This is a genomic window from Thiocystis violacea (genome assembly GCF_016583575.1).
Classification (GTDB): Bacteria; Pseudomonadota; Gammaproteobacteria; order Chromatiales; family Chromatiaceae; genus Thiocystis; species Thiocystis violacea.
In genome coordinates this window covers 95,811-114,747 of record NZ_NRRG01000003.1, presented here as the reverse complement: position 1 = coordinate 114,747, position 18,937 = coordinate 95,811, and the positions used below count along the sequence as shown (strand labels likewise).

At 65.4% G+C, this 18,937-nt stretch carries 16 protein-coding genes; 7 read left to right on the top strand and 9 right to left on the bottom strand.

What is annotated here, in order from left to right; translation table 11 throughout:
- Positions 1 to 324 precede the first annotated feature (324 nt).
- The 4 genes from CKO27_RS02800 to CKO27_RS02785 all read right to left on the bottom strand — a co-directional run bounded on the left by CKO27_RS02800 (position 325) and on the right by CKO27_RS02785 (position 4,151).
- Positions 325 to 1,578 carry an ammonium transporter gene (locus CKO27_RS02800; RefSeq protein ID WP_200373351.1) on the bottom strand — a complete coding sequence of 418 codons (1,254 nt, stop codon included), beginning with the start codon at positions 1,576 to 1,578 and terminating at the stop codon, positions 325 to 327.
- A 94-nt stretch (positions 1,579 to 1,672) separates the two neighbouring features.
- Positions 1,673 to 2,989 carry an ammonium transporter gene (locus CKO27_RS02795; protein WP_200373350.1) on the bottom strand — a complete coding sequence of 439 codons (1,317 nt, stop codon included), beginning with the start codon at positions 2,987 to 2,989 and terminating at the stop codon, positions 1,673 to 1,675.
- A gap of 19 nt (positions 2,990 to 3,008) precedes the next feature.
- Entirely contained in the window at positions 3,009 to 3,347 is a 339-nt protein-coding gene (glnK, locus tag CKO27_RS02790; RefSeq protein WP_200373349.1) for a P-II family nitrogen regulator, read from the bottom strand.
- Between the two features lie 75 nt (positions 3,348 to 3,422).
- Positions 3,423 to 4,151, bottom strand: coding sequence for a TorF family putative porin (locus CKO27_RS02785; protein WP_200373348.1), 729 nt, complete (start codon positions 4,149 to 4,151; stop codon positions 3,423 to 3,425).
- Positions 4,152 to 4,558: 407 nt separating this feature from the next.
- Between CKO27_RS02785 and ubiK the strand changes: the two genes are divergently transcribed.
- From ubiK to CKO27_RS02755, 6 genes are all read left to right on the top strand, one after another.
- On the top strand, positions 4,559 to 4,825 hold the full coding sequence (gene ubiK / locus CKO27_RS02780) for a ubiquinone biosynthesis accessory factor UbiK (protein WP_200373347.1): 267 nt from the start codon (positions 4,559 to 4,561) through the stop codon (positions 4,823 to 4,825).
- 15 nt (positions 4,826 to 4,840) lie between these two features.
- The gene (locus CKO27_RS02775) at positions 4,841 to 6,364 is read left to right on the top strand and encodes a YifB family Mg chelatase-like AAA ATPase (protein ID WP_200373346.1); all 1,524 of its coding nucleotides are present in this window, start codon (positions 4,841 to 4,843) and stop codon (positions 6,362 to 6,364) included.
- An 85-nt stretch (positions 6,365 to 6,449) separates the two neighbouring features.
- Entirely contained in the window at positions 6,450 to 8,348 is a 1,899-nt protein-coding gene (locus CKO27_RS02770) for an ATP-binding cassette domain-containing protein (protein ID WP_200373345.1), read from the top strand.
- A 13-nt stretch (positions 8,349 to 8,361) separates the two neighbouring features.
- Positions 8,362 to 8,904 carry a DUF2939 domain-containing protein gene (locus CKO27_RS02765; protein WP_200373344.1) on the top strand — a complete coding sequence of 181 codons (543 nt, stop codon included), beginning with the start codon at positions 8,362 to 8,364 and terminating at the stop codon, positions 8,902 to 8,904.
- 1 nt (position 8,905) lies between these two features.
- The gene (locus CKO27_RS02760; RefSeq protein WP_242470692.1) at positions 8,906 to 9,199 is read left to right on the top strand and encodes a hypothetical protein; all 294 of its coding nucleotides are present in this window, start codon (positions 8,906 to 8,908) and stop codon (positions 9,197 to 9,199) included.
- A gap of 101 nt (positions 9,200 to 9,300) precedes the next feature.
- Positions 9,301 to 11,805 (top strand): glycogen/starch/alpha-glucan phosphorylase, encoded by a 2,505-nt coding sequence (locus CKO27_RS02755; RefSeq protein ID WP_200373343.1) that lies wholly within the window; start codon positions 9,301 to 9,303, stop codon positions 11,803 to 11,805.
- A gap of 90 nt (positions 11,806 to 11,895) precedes the next feature.
- On the opposite strand, the gene CKO27_RS02750 is transcribed toward CKO27_RS02755, so the two are convergent.
- The 3 genes from CKO27_RS02750 to CKO27_RS02740 are packed head-to-tail and all read right to left on the bottom strand — an operon-like array spanning position 11,896 to position 15,921.
- Complete coding sequence (locus CKO27_RS02750; RefSeq protein WP_200373342.1) at positions 11,896 to 14,310, bottom strand: EAL domain-containing protein; 2,415 nt, start codon at positions 14,308 to 14,310, stop codon at positions 11,896 to 11,898.
- A 9-nt stretch (positions 14,311 to 14,319) separates the two neighbouring features.
- A complete protein-coding gene (locus tag CKO27_RS02745) occupies positions 14,320 to 15,513 on the bottom strand; it encodes a hypothetical protein (protein ID WP_200373341.1) in 1,194 nt (397 codons plus the stop codon).
- Positions 15,514 to 15,921: a type 2 periplasmic-binding domain-containing protein gene (locus CKO27_RS02740; protein ID WP_200373340.1), complete on the bottom strand. Its 408-nt coding sequence runs from the start codon at positions 15,919 to 15,921 to the stop codon at positions 15,514 to 15,516.
- A gap of 251 nt (positions 15,922 to 16,172) precedes the next feature.
- Here CKO27_RS02740 and CKO27_RS02735 point away from each other — a divergent pair, with 251 nt between their 5' ends.
- Complete coding sequence (locus CKO27_RS02735) at positions 16,173 to 16,994, top strand: PEP-CTERM/exosortase system-associated acyltransferase (protein WP_200373339.1); 822 nt, start codon at positions 16,173 to 16,175, stop codon at positions 16,992 to 16,994.
- 23 nt (positions 16,995 to 17,017) lie between these two features.
- On the opposite strand, the gene CKO27_RS02730 is transcribed toward CKO27_RS02735, so the two are convergent.
- Complete coding sequence (locus CKO27_RS02730) at positions 17,018 to 18,472, bottom strand: phenylacetate--CoA ligase family protein (RefSeq protein ID WP_200373338.1); 1,455 nt, start codon at positions 18,470 to 18,472, stop codon at positions 17,018 to 17,020.
- A 1-nt stretch (position 18,473) separates the two neighbouring features.
- Complete coding sequence (locus CKO27_RS02725) at positions 18,474 to 18,812, bottom strand: hypothetical protein (RefSeq protein ID WP_200373337.1); 339 nt, start codon at positions 18,810 to 18,812, stop codon at positions 18,474 to 18,476.
- Positions 18,813 to 18,937: the final 125 nt, after the last annotated feature.

The following is an 18,937-nucleotide window of genomic DNA, read 5'->3' as shown; positions in this document are numbered from 1 at the left end:
GTTCGTCTCCCGACCCTTCCGCCCCGCGAGCCGCTGGCGGCTATTGGGGTCCAAGTAATGATTCGGCCAGGAATGATAGGGAAGTTCCGTCGATCCGATCTGAGAGGGGCGTCACGGGACTGACCCGCCCGACCGATGGGACGGCCTGGCGAGGAGCGATCGCGCCGTCCGGCCCCGATCGAAACCCTGATCGAGGGGCCGGAACCCGCGCTCCAGCAAAAAAATGGGGCCATGCGGCCCCAATGAAATCACAACAGGAAGAAATCAAAGACCGATCCGGAGGTTCTGTCCCTGGCGTCGCTCACGGAATGGCGGGTCGGCCGTTTATTGGGCCCCGCGCGAGCGGACGAATTCGGGATAGGCTTCGAGTCCGCATTCGCCGATGTCGATGCCCAGGTACTCCTCTTCCTCGCTGACCCGGATGCCCAGCGTGCGCTTGATTAGCCACCAGAAGACGAGCGAGGTCGTGAAGACCCAGCCGAGGATGGCGCTCAGTCCGATCAACTGAGCGGCGAATCCGGCGTTGTCGTTGGTGATGGGCACTGCCAGGAGTCCCCAGATGCCGACCACGCCATGTACCGAGATGGCCCCGACCGGGTCGTCGAGCCGCAGTTTGTCGAGCGCGACGATGGCGAACACCACGAGAACCCCGCCGATGCCGCCGATCAGCGCGGCCATCAGCGGGGATGGGGTGAGCGGTTCGGCGGTGATGGCCACCAGGCCGGCGAGCGCGCCGTTGAGCGCCATGGTGAGGTCGGCCTTGCCGAACAGCAGACGCGCCGTGATCAGCCCGAGCAGGGTTCCTCCGGCGGCGGCCAGGTTGGTGTTGACGAAGATCGCGGCGACGGCGTTGGTGTTCTCCAGGCCGTTCAGCGCCAACTGGGATCCGCCATTGAAGCCGAACCAGCCGAACCAGAGAATGAAGGTTCCGAGCGTCGCCAAGGGCAGATTGGCCCCTGGGAAGGCGTGGATGGAGCCGTCCTTGCCGTACTTCCCCTGGCGCGGACCGAGCAGCAGGACGCCGGCGAGCGCCGCCGAGGCGCCGCACAGATGGACCAGGCCGGAGCCGGCGAAGTCGCTGAAACCCAGCGCCTGCAACCAGCCGCCGCCCCATTTCCAGTACCCTTGAACCGGGTAGATGAAGCCGGTCAGGACCACCGCGAAGATCAGGAAGGACCAGAGCTTCATCCGCTCGGCCACGGCCCCGGAGACGATGGACATGGCGGTCGCGATGAAGACCATCTGGAAGAAGAAGTCGGCCCTGCGGGCATGCGTGATCGCCTCGGCCGCCACCTTGGCCAGCGCCTGCTCGCCGCCGAGCATGAAGCCCCAGGCGATGTCGGGGATCAGGCCGTTGCCGCCCGCCGGGTACATGATCCCGTAACCCACGAGCATGTACATGAGACCGGACACGGCGAAGAGGGCGAGATTCTTGGTCAGGATCTCGGCGGTGTTCTTGGCCCGGACCAAACCGGCCTCGAGCATGGCGAATCCGGCCGCCATCCACATGGCCAGCGCCCCGGTCACCAGGAGATAGAAGGTATCAAGCGCGTAGCCGAGTTGCGTGGTGGCGTCCACTGGGATGCCGCCTCCCTGTTGGTTGCGAGGATCGTGCGAGGATTGGGTGGGCGAGAAGGGCGGCCGGGCGAGAGCCCGGCCGCTTGGGTGGTCGTTAGAGAATGTAACCGCGTTCGTCGTGTTGCGAGAGGTCGAGACCCTCGGTTTCCTGTTCCTCGGTGACGCGCAGACCGATCGTCGCCTTGATGATGAGGAGAATGATCAGACTCACCAGGCCACCATAGACCAGGGTGGCCATCACGGACAGGAACTGGACCCAGACCTGTCCGCCCATGGTCACGCCCTCCGCCAGGCCGGAGCCGCCGAGGCTGACGTCCGCGAAGACACCGGTGAGGATGGCGCCGACGATGCCCGCCACGCCATGCACGCCCCAGACGTCGAGCGAATCGTCATAGCCGAGCCAGCGCTTGACCTTGGTCGAGGCGATGAAGGCGAAGAGCGCGCCGGCGAAGCCGATCATGATGGCGCCCATGGGGCCGGCGGTGCCGGAGGCCGGGGTGATGGCTACCAGACCGGCGACCGCGCCGGTGGCGATGCCCAGGACCGAGGGTTTGCCGTGGTTGATCCACTCCGCGAACATCCAGGTCAGAGCCGCGGTCGCGGTCGCGAGCTGGGTGACCGTCATGGCCATGCCGGCGGTGCCGTCGGCGGCGAGTTCCGATCCGGCGTTGAAGCCGAACCAGCCGACCCACAGCATGGAGGCGCCGATGACCGTCAGGCCCAGGTTATGCGGAGGCATGGCGGTGCCCGGATAGCCCTTGCGCTTGCCCAGGACGAGGGCCGCCATCAGGGCCGCGATGCCGGCGTTGATGTGCACCACGGTGCCGCCCGCGAAGTCCAGGGCGCCCATCTCGGCGATCCAGCCGCCGCCCCAGACCCAGTGCCAGATCGGCACGTAAACCAGGGTGAACCAGAGGGCCATGAAGATCAGCATGGCCGAGAATTTCATCCGCTCGGCGAAGGCGCCGACGATCAGGGCCGGGGTGATGATCGCGAAGGTCATCTGGAAGGTCATGTAGACCGACTCGGGGATGGTTCCCTGGATCGAGTCGACCGTCATGCCGGCCAGGAAGAGCTTGTCCAGACCGCCGATGAAGCTCTGCGTCGAGCCGCCGTCGGTGAAGGCCAGGCTGTAACCATAGATGGCCCAGAGCAGGCTCATGGCGGCGGTGATGGCGAAGCACTGCATCAGCACCGACAGCACGTTCTTGGCGCGCACCAGGCCGGCGTAGAAGAGCGACAGGCCCGGGATGGTCATGAAGAGGACCAGCGCGGTCGCGGTCAGCATCCAGGCTGTGTCGCCCGAGTCGATCACGGCTTCTTCCTGGCCGAAGGCCAGCAGGGGCGCGAAGGTCAGCAGGGCCGCGAGCAGCGGTCGTATCAGGGGTTGTGTGCGAAGCGATTTCACCATTAGGTCTCCCGGTCCTGAATCAGAGCGCATCCGAACCGGTCTCGCCGGTGCGGATGCGGATGACCTGTTTGAGGTCGAACACGAAGATCTTGCCGTCGCCGATCTTGCCGGTGCGGGCGGCGGCGCTGATGGCCTCGATCACCTTGTCGACCATGTCGTCGTCGACCGCGATCTCGACCTTGATCTTCGGCAGGAAGTCCACGACGTACTCGGCGCCGCGATACAGCTCGGTGTGGCCTTTCTGGCGACCGAAGCCCTTGACCTCGATGACGGTGATACCGGAGACGCCGATATCCCCGAGGGCTTCGCGCACGTCGTCGAGCTTGAAGGGTTTGATGACGGCTGCGACCAATTTCATTGCTGATTCACTCCGATTGAGACCAGGGCGAGACGCCTTGGTCTGGTTGGGTTCAAGTCGCGAGGGGCGCGGGGCTCAGAACGACTTCAGCCAGCCGACCCAGATCTTCGGATCCTCGTCGTAGGTATCGCGGCCGACCTGATCGTAGTTCAGGCTGAAGGTGCCGAAATCGCCGGCCTCGCGGCTGAGCGACAGACCCCAGTGGGCGTAGTCGTTGCCTCCGTCGTTGTAGCGGAAATCGTAGTAACCGCCGCGGATGCTCAGGCCCAGCTCGTAGGGCAGATCCAGGTCGACGCTGGCGTGGTAATAGAGGTCGCCCTCGATGTAATTCGCCTCGTCATCGAGAACGCCCCGAGCGTCGTCCGCCTGGCCGTAGAAGGTGTAGTCGATGCCGGCGGTGACCCATTTGTAGGTCGCGCTCGCGCCGAGCTCGGAGAAATCAAGATCGCGCCCGTCCGGATAGGCGTAGTAGATGAGCTTGAGCGCGTAGCTCAGGTCGTCGTTGATGGCGCCGCCGAAGCCGGCGTAGAGGTCGAGCTCGTAGTTGGTCTCGTCGCCCGCGCCGAAGTCGACGTTCGAAACCCAGGTACCGGCGGAGAAACCGCTCGCGTGAGCATAATCGACGCCACCCTGGATCGCCGGCCCATTGTCGGTCTGGGTCTGGCCGCGCCACATGTAGTTACTGACGGCGCCGATATTGGCGCTGACGGAATTCGGATCCTCGGCCGCGGCGTTCTGCTGGACGCCCAGCCCAATGGCCATGGCGCCGACCGCGGCTAGGGCGCTGATACGTTGTGACTTCATGATGGGTTCCTCTGTTTGGTACGGGTATCCGCGAGGGAGGTTTGGGAGGCCAGACCAGAGCCCGGAACAGACCGGCAGGCCATGATTGTCGTACTGCCGACATCAGCACGTAACATGCCAGAGGGGATGGATCACGCAAAAACAGAGGCTTTTCGGCCTCATGTGTGAAACTCGCAACAGTCGCTTGCGCCAAAATAAGGCATCGAAAAAGGTCCTCCGAGTCGTCCGCACTTTTATGGTGCGCTCGATGTCGAAGACGCCTCGAAGCCCCGCGCCTATAATGCGGGTTCAATATTCCCGGCCGGTCCAGGCTCCGACTCGCCCCTCGCCTTAGCGGCGAGGCGCTGGGTGAAACCGAGATCCGCGCCGCCTGGAGTCTCTAATGACCCTATCGCAGAGGTTTCCCGATGCTGGACCCAAAACAATTCGATGACCTGGTGCAACGTCTGTCCTCGGCCATGCCGAAGGGGCTCCAGGTGTTGCAGGAGGATATCAACCGCAATGTCCGCGCCTCGCTGGAGGCCGGCCTGTCGCGGCTCGATCTGGTGACCCGCGAGGAATTCGACGTTCAGTCGGCCGTGCTGGCGCGCACGCGCGAGAAGCTGGCCGTGCTGGAGACCCAGGTCGCCGCGTTGGAACGGGCGCTCGCGGCGACGCGCGCCCCATCGGACTGAGCGTTCGGCCGGGAATTGGCGCTCTGTATCCTTCATAGTCGTGCGCGTGTCGGGATTCATGCCCCATCGGTGACGGTCGAGGTGCATCTGTCCGGTGGGCTGCCCGTGATGTCCATCGTCGGCCTGCCCGAGATGGCGGTGAAGGAAAGCCGTGACCGGGTGCGGGGAGCCCTGCTCAACGGCCGCTTCCGCTTTCCGGATGGTCGCGTCACCATCAATCTGGCTCCCGCCGATCTGCCCAAGGAGGGCGGTCGCTTCGATCTTCCCATCGCGCTCGGAATTCTCGGTGCCTCCGGGCAGGTGGCGGCCTCCGCGCTGGGTGAATACGAGTTCGTCGGCGAACTGGCCCTGTCCGGACAGTTGCGCGCGGTACATGGCGTGCTGCCGATCGCCGTGGCGGCGCGCGACGCGGGACGCTCGCTCGTGCTGCCCAGGGAGAATGCCGCCGAGGCGGCCCTGGTCACCGGCCTGCTGGTGCGGCCCGCGTCCCATCTGCTTGAGGTCTGCGAGCATCTGAACGGGACGGCTCTGCTGTCGACGCAGGTGTCGGATGGTCCGCTCCAGCGCGCGCCCGAGTATCCGGATCTGGCCGAGGTGCGCGGTCAGGAGCAGGCGAAGCGCGCCCTGGAGGTCGCCGCCGCCGGCGCCCACAGCCTGCTGATGATCGGCCCGCCGGGCACGGGTAAGTCCATGCTGGCCAATCGGTTGCCGGGCCTGCTGCCGCCGCTTGGCGAGGCCGAGGCGATGGAGACGGCGGCGATCCGCTCCGTCAGTGGTCGCGACCCCTTCGATCCCGTCCGCTGGCTCGAACGCCCCTTCCGCTCGCCGCACCATACCGCCTCCGGCGTGGCCCTGGTGGGCGGGGGCAGCAACCCCAAGCCGGGCGAGATCTCCCTGGCCCACCGGGGCGTGCTTTTCCTGGACGAACTGCCCGAATTCGATCGCCGGGTGCTGGAGGTGCTGCGCGAACCCCTGGAGTCCGGTCACATCGATATCTCCAGGGCCGCGCGACAGGCGCGTTTTCCGGCCCGATTCCAGTTGGTGGCGGCCATGAATCCCTGTCCCTGCGGCTATCTGGGCGACAGCAGCGGGCGCTGTCGCTGCACGCTGGAGCAGGTCGCCCGGTATCGCGGACGGATCTCCGGCCCCTTGCTCGATCGCATCGACATGCATGTCGAGGTGCCTCGGCTGGATGTCTCCCGGCTCGGCGGGCCGCCGCCCGCCGGCGCCGAGACCACGGCCACGGCGCGCGCCCGCGTGGCCGTCGCGCGCGAGCGTCAGGAGGCGCGCGCCGGCAAGCCGAACAGCGAGCTGAGTCCGGGCGAGATCGATCGCGACTGCGCGCTCGACGCCACGGGCCGGCGGCTGATGGAGCAGGCGCTGACCCGGCTCGGTCTGTCCGCGCGGGCCTATCACCGCATCCTCAAGGTGGCCCGTACCATCGCCGATCTCCAGGGCGCCGGGGCCATCGACTCCACCCATCTGAGCGAGGCGATCGGCTATCGTCGGCTGGATCGGGTGACGCCGGGGTCTGGGTGATGGACGCCTCCTCGACCCCAGGGAATCCCGATCCGCGCCTGACGCTGGATGTCCCGGCCTTCCTTCACCTCGCCACGGATCTCCAATGCTGCAACTGAAAGACCTGAGTTTCCGTCGTGGCCCCAATCTCCTGCTGGAGGGGGCCACGCTCACCATCTATCCGGGCCAGAGGGCGGGTCTGGTCGGGGCCAATGGCTGTGGGAAGTCGAGCCTCTTCGCCCTGCTGCTCGACGAACTGCACGCGGACGGCGGCGAGTTTTCCATCCCGCTCGGCTGGGAGATCGCCCATGTCGCCCAGCACACCCCGGACACCGATCGCCAGGCCATTGAGTTCGTGCTCGATGGCGACCGCGAGCTGCGCCGTATCCAGGCCGAACTAGCCGAGGCCGATGCGGCGGGCGATGGGTTGCGGCATGGCGAATGGCTCGGCCGTCTGGAATCCATCGGCGGCTATGACGCCGAGAGCCGCGCCGCGCGTCTGCTGCATGGTCTGGGATTCGCGCCCGGCGACGAGCGGCGCGCGGTCAACAGCTATTCGGGCGGCTGGCGCATGCGTCTCGCCCTAGCGCGCACCCTCATGTGTCGCTCCGATCTGCTGCTGCTCGACGAGCCGACCAATCATCTGGACCTGGACGCCGTCATCTGGCTCGAGGGCTGGCTCAAGTCCTATCCGGGAACCCTGGTGCTGATCTCGCACGACCGGGATTTCCTGGACGCGGTGGCCACGCATATCCTGAGTCTGGAGCACCAGCGTCTCACCCTCTACACGGGCAATTATTCGGGTTTCGAGCGTCAGCGCGCCGAACGTCTCGCCCAACAGCAGTCGGCTTTCGTCCGCCAGCAGCGCGAGATCGCCCACATGCACAGTTTCGTGGAGCGCTTTCGCGCCAAGGCCACCAAGGCCCGTCAGGCGCAGAGCCGGCTCAAGGCGCTGGAGCGCATGGAACTGATCGCCCCGGCGCATATCGACTCGCCCTTTCGCTTTGGCTTCGAGCCCGCCGAACAACTGCCGCGACCCTTGCTGCGCCTGGACGAGGCAGCGGCCGGTTATGGCGAGCGGTCCATCATCAGCGGGGTCGGACTGAGCCTGAATCCGGGCGACCGCATCGGCCTCCTCGGTCGCAACGGCGCCGGCAAGTCGACCTTCATCAAGGTGCTGTCGGGCACACTGGTGCTCCAGTCGGGACGGTGCGAACGCGCCCAGGATCTGCGGGTAGGCTATTTCGCCCAGCATCAACTCGATCAACTGCATGCCGACGACACCCCGCTGGGACATCTGCGCCGCCTGGATCCGGGGGCGAGCGAGCAGGTGCTGCGCAACTATCTGGGTGGCTTCGGCTTCGCGGGCGATCGCGCCCTGGATCCGGTCGCGCCCCTGTCCGGCGGCGAGAAGGCGCGGCTGGTGCTGGCCATGATCATCCGTCAGCGGCCCAATCTGCTGCTGCTCGACGAGCCCACCAATCATCTGGACCTGGAGATGCGCCAGGCGCTCAGTGAAGCCTTGCAGGAATTCGATGGGGCGCTGGTGCTGGTCTCGCACGACCGTCACCTGCTGCGGGTGACCAGCGATACCCTGCTGCTGGTGGACGGCGGCGCTGTCTGTCCCTTCGATGGGGATCTGGACGACTATCCGGCCTGGCTCGCCGGACGCGAGGCCGCGCGCGCCGGCGGCGAGGACACGGGCGGGCGCGAGGGTGGCGAGCGCAAGCAGCAACGGCGTCAGGCCGCCGAGGCGCGCAAGGCCCTGCAACCGCTCAAATCGCGCGAAAAGGCGCTGGAAAAACGGCTGGCCGAGCTGGGCGTCCGGCGGGCGACCCTGGAGCAGGCCCTGGCCGCCCCCGAACTCTACGCGCCCGAGGGCAAGGAACGCCTGCTCGCCCTGCTCGCGGATCAGCGTCGGGTCGCCGCCGAACTGGAGGAAACCGAGACCGCCTGGCTGGAGGTGAGCGAGGCGATCGAGCAATTCCAGGGGGAAACGTCTTGAGGGTGTTCGGGGCATGAGGTCGTTCCTGCCGCGATGGTCCCGCCCCGGCTGGGAGCTGGCGCGTCGATCCAGGCGATTCCTGGGGCGCCCGGCGGCACGCGCCTTGCCGATCCTGGGCCTGGTTCTGCTGCTCCATGGGATCTGGCCCTACGCCGCGCTCTGGAGTCTCGATCGAGCGCTGGCGCGGCGTGATCAGGCCACGCTCGCCGCTCTGGTGGATCTGGAGGCGGTGCGCGATGAGATCGCGCGCCGACTCAACAAGGATCGTGTCAGCGTCATCGAAGGGGTCTCCGATCCCTTCATCGCCTGGCTGGAGACCGGTATCCGTCAACATGGGGACGAGGCGCTCCAGTCACTGGTCACCCTGGAATGGGTCGGTGATCAGTTCGGCGCGGTCGCGCCTTCCAGGCTGGGGCTGCTCGCGTCCATCTCGGAGGTCTTCTTCGAAGGCTTCGGCGACGTTCGGGTCCGTGTCGACCGACCCTCGGCCGATCCGCTCAATCTGCGGCTCCAGTTCCGTCGGCTCGGCTGGCGCCTGACCATGGTTTCCTACTGAGATGATGGACGCCACGCCCAAGCCTTCCAGCCGGGCGCGTCAGCTCGTCGGATCACTGCTCGCGCCCACCGAGACGCCCTTCAAGGATTATCTCAAGGCCACCGACTATTGCACCGCAGTCATGCTTTACACCGATCGGGCGGAGGATCGGGAGTTCATGGCGCAGTGGCGTGCCGCCTTCACGGCCCTGATGGTGGCCGGCGACGCGGAGCGCGCCCAACTCTTGACCCGGCTGCGAAACGACTTCAAACAGGGCCGCTCGCCCCTGCCGAGCCTCATGCCGAGTCGTCGATAATCATAGGGCCGGAGTGATTGCGGGTTGCATTCATAGGCCCCGAAGCCCGAAGCTATTAACATCTTTAATGTTCAACACGCATCCAGAAGGATCCCTGTCGTATGTCCTCCCTGACCAACCCCATCAAGAATCAACCCAACGATTCGGTTTTCGATCTTCCACCCCTGTCCATGGAACCCGAGGGTCTCGCGAACGACTTCAAGCGCTACTACGCGCACACCTTCGGACGCGATCGGGACTGCCATTCCGCCTACTACCCCTACAAGGCCCTGGCGATCACCCTGCGTGACCGCCTGATGGAGCGCTGGAAAGTCACCCGTCAATCCTATGACGAGGCGGGCAGCAAACGCGCCTACTACCTCTCGCTGGAGTTCCTGATGGGGCGGGCGCTGTCGAACGCCATGCTCAATCTCGAGGTCGACGGCGCGGTCGAGAAGGGTCTTTACAACCTGGGGCTGGAGCTCGAGGAGATCGCCTCCAACGAGCCGGATCCAGGACTCGGCAATGGTGGCCTGGGTCGGCTCGCCGCCTGTTTTCTGGACTCCTGCGCCAGTTTGCAGCTCCCCGTCAGGGGCTATGGCCTGCGCTACGAGTACGGCATGTTCCGTCAATTGGTCGAGAATGGCGAACAGGTCGAGGAGCCGGATCACTGGCTGCGCGACGGCAACCCCTGGGAACTGGAACGACCCGAGTTCACCCAGCGCATCCAGTTCGGCGGACGGACCGAGAGCTATACGGATCAAAAGGGTCGGACGATTGTCCAGTGGGTGGATAGTCACGACGTGCTGGCGGTGCCCTACGATATCCCGGTGCCCGGCTACCGCAACAATACCGTCAATACCCTGCGTCTCTGGAAGGCCGCCGCGACCGACGACTTCGATCTCGACGAGTTCAACGCTGGCAGCTACCCCGAATCGGTTGCCCAGAAGAACGCTGCCGAGCACATCACCATGGTGCTCTATCCCAACGACGCGAGCGAGAACGGCAAGGAGCTGCGGCTGCGTCAGCAGTTCTTCCTGGCGAGCGCCAGCATCAAGGACGTGCTGCGCGACTGGATCCGTCTGCATGGCGCGGATTTCAGCCGCTTCGCCGAGCTGAACTGCTTCCAGCTCAACGACACCCATCCGGCCGTATCGGTCGCGGAGCTGATGCGCCAACTCATGGACGAGCACGGTCTGGAGTGGGGCGAGGCCTGGAACATCACCCGTCACACCATGGCCTACACCAATCACACGCTCCTGCCCGAGGCGCTGGAGCGCTGGCCGGTACGCCTGTTCCGCCAGCTTCTGCCGCGTGTCCTGGAGATCATCTTCGAGATCAATGCCCGCTTCCTGGCCGAGGTCGCCCTGCGCTGGCCCGGCGACATCGACCGCCAGCGGCGCATGTCATTGATCGAGGAAGGCTACGATCCCCAGGTGCGGATGGCCTATCTGGCGATCGTCGGAAGCTATTCGGTCAACGGGGTCGCGGCGCTGCATTCCGAGCTGCTGATCGAGGGACTGTTCCGCGACTTCCATGACCTCTGGCCGGCGAAATTCAACAACAAGACCAACGGCGTGACCCCGCGCCGCTGGCTCGCCCAATGCAATCCGGGGCTGCGTACCCTGCTCGACGAGACCATCGGTACCGATTGGGTCCGCGATCTCGATCAGCTCGCGCGCCTGGTTCCCCACGCCGAGGACGCCGCCTTCCGCGAGCGCTGGCACCAGATCAAGCAGGACAACAAGGCCCAGCTCGCCGAGCACGTCGCCGAGATCTGCGGGGTGAATTTTCCGCTGGACGCCATCTTCGACGTACAGGTCAAGCGCATCCACGAGTACAAGCGCCAACTGCTCAACGTCCTGCACGTCATCCATCTCTACAACCGCATCAAGCGCGGCGATACCGCCAACTGGGCCCCGCGTTGCGTCCTGATCGGCGGTAAGGCGGCGCCCGGCTATGTGATGGCCAAGCAGATCATCCGGCTGGTCAACAACGTGGCGCGGGTCGTCAACATGGACCCATCGACCGAGGGCCTGCTGCGGGTCGCCTTCGTTCCGGACTACCGCGTTTCGCTGATGGAGGTGATCGCCCCCGGCACCGATCTGTCGGAGCAGATCTCGACCGCCGGCAAGGAGGCCTCGGGCACCGGCAACATGAAGTTCATGATGAACGGCGCCATCACCATCGGCACGCTGGACGGTGCCAACATCGAGATCCGCGACCAGGTGGGCGAGGAGAACTTCTTCCTCTTCGGCCTGACGGCGGCGGGTGTCGAGTCACGCCGTCATCACTATGATCCCAACGGGATCATCGCGGGCGATCCGGCCCTGATGGATGTGATGAATCTGCTCGAATCGGGTCATTTCAACCAGTTCGAGGGCGGCGTCTTCGATCAGGTCATCCTTTCGGTCCGCAATCCGCACGACCCCTGGATGACCGCCGCTGACTTCCGCGGCTATATCGAGGCCCAGGAGCAGGCCGCCGCGGCCTATCGGGATCGCGAGCGCTGGGTCCGGATGAGTATCCTCAATGCCGCGCGCAGCGGTCATTTCTCATCCGACCGCACCATCGGCGAATACAACCGGGATATCTGGCGACTGACCCCGGTCGCCCCCGGCCGCTGATCCGGTGTTCTAGCGTCGCAAGGATCGCCGGGCGAACAGCCCGGCGACCCACATTTCCAGCTTCCCTCCCGGATTCCACCCTTTCCAGCCTCATGGCTCGGCCAGCGGCGCTGGTTTTCCGAACAGATAACCCTGGGCGCAGTCGACCCCGAGTTCCCTGAGGATCTCGAGCACTTCCTCGGTCTCGACGAATTCCGCGATGACCCGTCGATCCATGCCGTGGGCCATGTCGGTGACGGCCTTGACGAAGATCCGGTCCTCCCGGTTGCTTGGAAGGTCGCGGATGAAGGCGCCGTCGATCTTGATGTCATCCACCGGCAGTTGGCGCAGATAGGCGTAAGAGGCATAACCACTGCCGAAATCGTCCAGCGCGAAACGGCACCCCAACTCCTGAATGCTCCGCATGAGACGCGCCGCGCGGCTCAGGCTGCCGATCGCGACCGTTTCGGTGACCTCGAACGAGAGCCTCGACGGAGTGATGCGGTACTCGCTCAGGAGCCGTTGGAGCGTGGTCAGGATGGTCGGATCGTCCATGGCGCTGGCCGAGAGATTAATCGCGAGCCGGATCTCGCCGTGCCTGGCCAGGACTCCCAGCGCCTTGGTCAGGATCCATTGATCGATGGCCTGGATCTGCCCGGTCTTTTCCGCGATCGGGATGAATCGATCCGGACCGATGACGGCGCCCCGATAATCGATCATGCGCAGGAGCGCTTCCATGTGACAGGGGACGCCCGTGCGGATGTCGATGATCGGCTGGAAGTAGAGGGCGAAACGCTCGTCGCGCAGGGCCTCGGCGATCTGCTCCTTCCAGAGGATGCGGGCGTCGAGTTGCTCGCGTACCGGCTCCTGGGCCGAGAACAGATGCCAGCGTCCCCGTCCGTGCTCCTTGGCCTGATACATGGCCAGGTCGGCGTTCGCCATCAACTCCGGGATCTCGCTCCCATGCGCAGGGAAGCGTGCGATGCCGATGCTGGCGGAGATGCGGTGCTGGCGACCCTGCTCGCTCAGGGTGATGGAGCGGATCGCCCGCTGGGCCGCGTCGGCATGCGCCGTTGCCTCCTCCAGGCTGGCCTCGGGCAGGACCAGGGCGAATTCGTCACCACCGAGCCGGGCCAGCAGGTCGCTGGGTTGGGTGATGCCACGCAGTTCCTCGGCGACACGCTGGAGCAGGCTGTCGCCCACCTGATGTCCATTGAGATCGTTCACGTCCTTGAACTCATCCAGGTCGAGGAACAGGAGCGCGCCCTGGTGGCCATAGCGCGTCGCCTGATCAACGATGCGGGTGAAATCCTCCTTGAACCGGCGGCGATTCATGAGCCGCGTCAGTGGGTCATGGTCGGATAGCCAAAGCAGCCGGGCCTCGGCCTGCTCGCGATCCTGTTGCAATGTTTCCATCCGTTCGGTCAGGCGGCCGACCGTGGCGACCATCAGATCGATCTCGTCATCCGCGATCCGGGTTCCGCCGAACCGCGCCAGTCGGTCCCGCAGATCGAGATAGCGTCGCTCGGCCAGCAGGGGCAGCGCGGTCGCCAGGTGCTTCAGTCGACGCAAGGGCGCCTGCATGATCATCAGCAGGAGCAGCTCGGACAGCAGCAGCCCGAGCGCGCCGATCAGCAGGCTCTTGCGCGTGGTGGCCTGGATGCCGAGTCGTTGCTCGGTGACGTCGTTGATCACATAGGCGTCCACCCCCTCGGCGAGCCCAGGGATCCGAAAGATCTCGAACCAACCGCCCGCGTGGCGCGTCAGGATGGGATCGCCCGAGCGGGAGGATTCCAGGAGCGCGCGCCCGGCCGCGCGCAGCACCGGCCGTGATTGCTCCGGGAAGGTGATCACGGGGAAGTCCAGATAGCCGGCGGCCTCCGGATCGAGCCGGTCGTGACCCCTGGCTGGATCCACGACGTCGATGGCGATCTCGGCCCCGGTCAGGGCGTTGAAGGTCAGCAGGGCATCGGCCAGCGAGCGTTCGAGCACCAGGCTGCCGGCGAAGACGCCACGCCAAAGCAGTGGGATGGCCTGGAATTGTCCGCAGGCGGGACGGCAGGCCAGCACCGACGCCACGCTCTCGGGCGCCTGCTCGATGGTCGCGCGCAGTTCCGCCGGGATCCTCGGGACGCCGTCTGGCCAGGCGATGAGGGTCTCGCCCGCGGTGCCGAGCCAGTGCACGCTCCGGATATCCCACTCCAGATCCAGGACCGCGCCATTGGTGTCCAGGGCCAGGCGCAGTCGCTCGCTCAGGCTGTCCGCCTCGCGCGGGCCGAGCAGGGGCACCAGACTGGCCAGCTTGGACATTTCCTGGCCGCGCTCACTGAGCATGGCGCGTAACTGGCGGGCTTGCTGGTCGCGCACATGGGACTGCCGCGACTCGAATTGCCGCACGGATTGATGGTTGGCGATGAAGGCGAGGCTGGCGTTGACGGCGAGGAGTAGCAGGCTGAGGGCGATCAGGGCCTTCCAGCGCAGGCTGAGGTAGGGTCTGGGTCGGGTGGCGGCGACCTCGGGGCTCACCCGAGCGCCTCAGAAACGTACCGAGATCGAGGCGGCGAAGGCGTCCCAATGCTTGACGAGATCCGATGGATCGGGATTTTCACGGATCGAAAGCGCGAAGGTTCCGGCATGACGTTGGTACTCGAATCGGAGCATCAGATTAGGCTTCACATCCCAGCGTAGACCGGCCGTCCATATCTTGGAATAGAAGTCGAAGGGGGGCGTGAGTCCACCGGTCAGCGCCGATGATCGGCTCCCATCACGGTCGTTACGGTCCGCGAACCCCTCTTCGTAACGCAGCGAGAGTTCAAGATTCGGGCGCGGTCGATAGGCGCCCTGAAGATAGTAGCCCTCCGTCGTCTGCTTGCTGAACGGGAAGACGGGGCCGAATTCCTTCCATTCGAGCGGCATGCGCGAGTATTCGGCCGAGAGCGTCCATTGCTCATCGTTGTACTGCAATGACAGGATGGTATTGATGAACCCGATCGAGCCGGATTCAAGGAACGACGACTCGAAGGCGTCGTAGGACAGGCTGGAGGCGACCACGCCGAGTCCGGCCCTGAGTCGTTCGGTCGGGCTCGCGATCCAGAGATTGGCGATCCAGGTTGGATCGCGCGGCTCCAGTCGACCCTCGAAGTCATCCCCTAGATAGGTCCATTCGGCATTGTCATCAATGATGGGTTGTCCGACGCCAAGGTTCAGGGAGAGCGTTCCGGCCTCGCCATAGGTCTCGCCGAAGAACATGACGCCGTCGGATGAGAGAACCAGATTGCGGACCTTGTCGTAGTAGATGACTTGCGGCAGAAAGATCCCCGGACGGGTGAAGGGGACGTCCCGCGTTTCGTTATAGAGTCCCAAAGGGTTCTTGATCCGTCCGAGTCGAGCGCCGAAGCGGGCCTCCGACGTTGATGAGGCCGTGATGTCCGCCAGGGCGTAATCAATGGAGGGGGTTCCGTCATACATGTCGCCGGCGCGACGGACCAGCACCTGGCTCGACAGCAGGATCCGGGGCGTGAAGCGGTAGGAGGCATTGAGACCCAGCTCGGTGAAGTCGAACGAGGTTCCGGTGCTGTCGCCGAAATACTGATTGTCGCTGGTGTCGACGACAGCCTGGCTGGCGAACCCATGGATCCGCAGGCGTTCCTCGAACAGATCCAGCGCGCTCGCCGACAGGGATCCCATGGCCAGTGGGAGGACGATGGCGAGCCTTAGGTATCGCCTCATCTACTGGACCTCGATGGTGTGGACGGCCGGGTTGGAGACCAGTCCGTCGGTGTAGCCGAGACCTCCCGGAGTCGAGGCCACGCGCCGCAGCATCTCCTCGCGCGAGTTGACGAGGATCGGAGCCTGTCCGGTTCCGGTGAAGATCTGACGGTCCCAGACGCGCCGCAGCTGATAGGGATAGAGCCCGAGGATGGCGTTGACGAAATGCTGATGGAGCGCGTCATTGTCGGGCAGCACGAAGAGCCTGACCTCTGTTCCATCCGGCCAGTGCTTCAGGCGCATGGTCAGATAGAGTCTGGCCTCATTGCGGGTCAGGGATTCGACGCCCGCACTCCTGTTCACGATCAACTCTTGAGCGCCGGCGGAGGCGAGGCCCAGCAGAAACACGAAGCAAGCCAATCCCTTCATGTGAATGGCATCCTGCGTTGAATAAGGGTCAAGTGGCTCGCTTGGCCGGGCGTGTTGGGCGCGAAACCTTGTGACGCGGGGTTCTTGAAGTCTAATCCCTGGCCCCAAAAAGACCAGTGTCGGACGCATGGAGCGCGACCGGGATCAAGCCCCGGCACCGTCCTCGCGCATGGAGCATGCCGGCTCGGATACTCATCGCGAACACCCCGAGGCGACGCCTCTCGCCGCTCGGCACAATGGGGGACTCAGATATGGTCGCAACCACAGTGACGCCCGGCCTGGAACACGCGAAGTCGGTGCCCGGACGCCATTTTTCGTTCTCGCGCGCCGATCGCGAGGAAGACATCGCCTCGACCTATCGGATTCGTTATCAGGTGTACTGTCTGGAGCGGGGGTTCCTGGACGCCAGCCATTATCCCGAGGGATTGGAGCGCGATGCGTTCGACGCCCATGCCGTGCCGATCCTCGCTAGGCACGAACAGGGCGAACCGGCCGGGACGGCGCGTCTGGTCATGCCCTCGGCGCTGGGGTTTCCGCTGGAGGGGCATTGCCGGTTCTCGCCTGGTCGGGAGGTGCCGAGCGACACCACCGGTCCGTTCCCGGCGCGCTATGTCGAGATCTCGCGCCTGGCCGTTTCCAGGGCCTTTCGGCGACGCAAGGGCGATGGTCTTTATGGCGGGCCGCCGCGTCCCGGTTCGCCCCAGGCCGGCGGAGCCGAGATTCTGGCCTTTCCGACGTCGCAGCAGACCCCCGAGATCGTTTCCGGAATCTACCGCCTGCTCTACCAGGAGAGCCGGCGTCGGGGTGTCGAACATTGGGTGGTGGCCATGGAGCGTGGCCTGGACATCATCCTCCGCCGCATGGGCTTGGACTTCACTCCGATCGGCCCGAGGATCGACTACTTCGGCCCGGTCCGTCCCTATCTGGCGAGTATCGAGACGCTCGAGCGCCATCTGTACCGCACCGCGCCGGAGGTGCTGCGCTTCATGCTCACCGGGCTTGAGCCCGAGCTTTGGCCGGCGTTCGCGAGGGATCGGGGCGACTCCTGGGGCGATCTGGCCTCGATCGGCTGATCCTGGCCCGTCGCTCGGACGGCTCAGGCGGGCCGGCGCGGCGGCGATGTTTCCCGAGGGGCGTAATAGGTGAATTTCCGCTCGTAATCCAGGCCCCGGCCGTAGGGGAAGCGGTCATGGTCCCAGATCTGAACCTGGTCCGAAGCGCCGGCTCTCGGCGGGGGGAAGGCGGGCGCGACCTGATCGACGAGGTCTTGCTCGACGCCGCGCCATCCCGGCCGTGTCTGCAAATGGATGCGATGTCCGAGCGCCTCGTCCTCGATCCGAAAGGCGCCGCTGAGCTGATCGGCGACCTGGGGCCGCGCATAGAGCGCGTCCTTGAAGTCCAGGAGTGTGCGTCCGTCCGGCAGCACGTCCGTTTCCCGACCGGCGAGGGCGATCATGGGCAGGGTTGGAAGCGCGAGGTCGGCGAATCCGCCCGAGTACAGCGCCCGGCGCATCGCCTGGGTGTCGAGGAGCCGGGCACGGTCGCCGCTCGCGTAGCGCAACAGCGGCAGCATCAGGGATGGGTCCAGGGTCGAGAGCACCAGTCCGCCATAGCCGTCCGGGTCCGGGGTCTGGACCTCGACGAAGACGCGCCTGGGATCGTGGACGAACAGCAGCGGCGGCGTTCGCCCAGGCCATCGGCCGATCACCTCGGCCATGGCCTCGGGACGCGCCTGGGCCAACTGACGCAGCCGGACGGTCTCGCGCGTCTCGAAGAAGAGGTTCAGACCGATCTCGCCGATACCCATCGAGGATCCGACGAAACCGCGCGTCCAGCCTTGCGGATCCTGCCCGAAACCCCGGGCTACATAGCTCCGAAAGTGCTCGCCGAAGGTCTCCTCGCCCAGGATCAGGTTGACCTTCAGGTTCGACCAGTCCAGCCCAACATCGGCGGCGTGCTCCAGCAGGCGCTTGCAGAAGAGCGGATCCGTCACCAGGAGGCTTTGAGCATAGTGGGGCGCGATCTCCCGCAGCAGGGCCACCGCCATGTCCTCGCGCACGCTGGTCTCGGCGATGGTGACGCTGGAGCTGGCGAAGCGCACGCCCATGGGCAGGGCGTTGATCAAAAGGGTTGGGTTCGAATCGGTCTGGAAGGCGTGCTCCAACCCCAGGTCGATCGCCCGTGTCGCCGCGCGCGCCTGTCTGGCGGTGGAGAGCCCGAAGGCGAAGCGGTTGCCGTGGCCGGAGCTGGTCAGGACGCTGGCCAGTGGCCCCAGGTTTCCGTCGACGCAGAGTTCCGTCAGCGGAAAGCGGCCGAAGAGATCCTCCTTGCCGAGGATGGGACAATGCCGGATGACATCGGCCGGGGTCCGAATCCGCTCGATCGCGATCTGGCGCTCGCGGAGAATGGCGCCATAGGCCGGAACCCGCCGCGCGACCCGCCTGACCTGCCTTAGCAGACGTTTGGCCCCGGTGTCCGCCAGGGTTTTCGGCGCGACACGCGCGAGGGCCAGCAGTTGCCAGCGCCTGAGGAGTCTGTCCAGGGCCTTCATGCTATTGATGAACGTTCTTGGCGATGCCGTTGATCACCACCACTTGGGTGAGCCCAGCGGATGCGGTCGGGCAGAGGTAGCTCAGGATCGTGACGCTTTGCACCTCTCGGTCGTCGTCTTCCACTGTCAAGCCGCTCGTATAACGGGTTTGGTGGTTGGCGGAAAAACAGCCGCAATCGGTCAACTCCGCGGTTGTCATGCCGGGGGTCGGCTTACATTTGGACTCGTCCCGATCGTTCGCGGTGGATTGGCAGCCGGAGCCGCCGAAGGCCAGCAGCAAGAGGATCAGGCTTGGGACCGCGGCGGGCGTCTGGGTCCATCGGGGGGATCTTCGTGCCATCGGCTGCTTCTCCTGTGGCCGGGGTTCATTCGGGGTTTCGTGACGGAGCATCGATCGATGGCTTGGCGGACCGCCGGATGTGATTCCCCCCGGTTTGGTGGAGATCGGTCCGTTCGACGGTACTC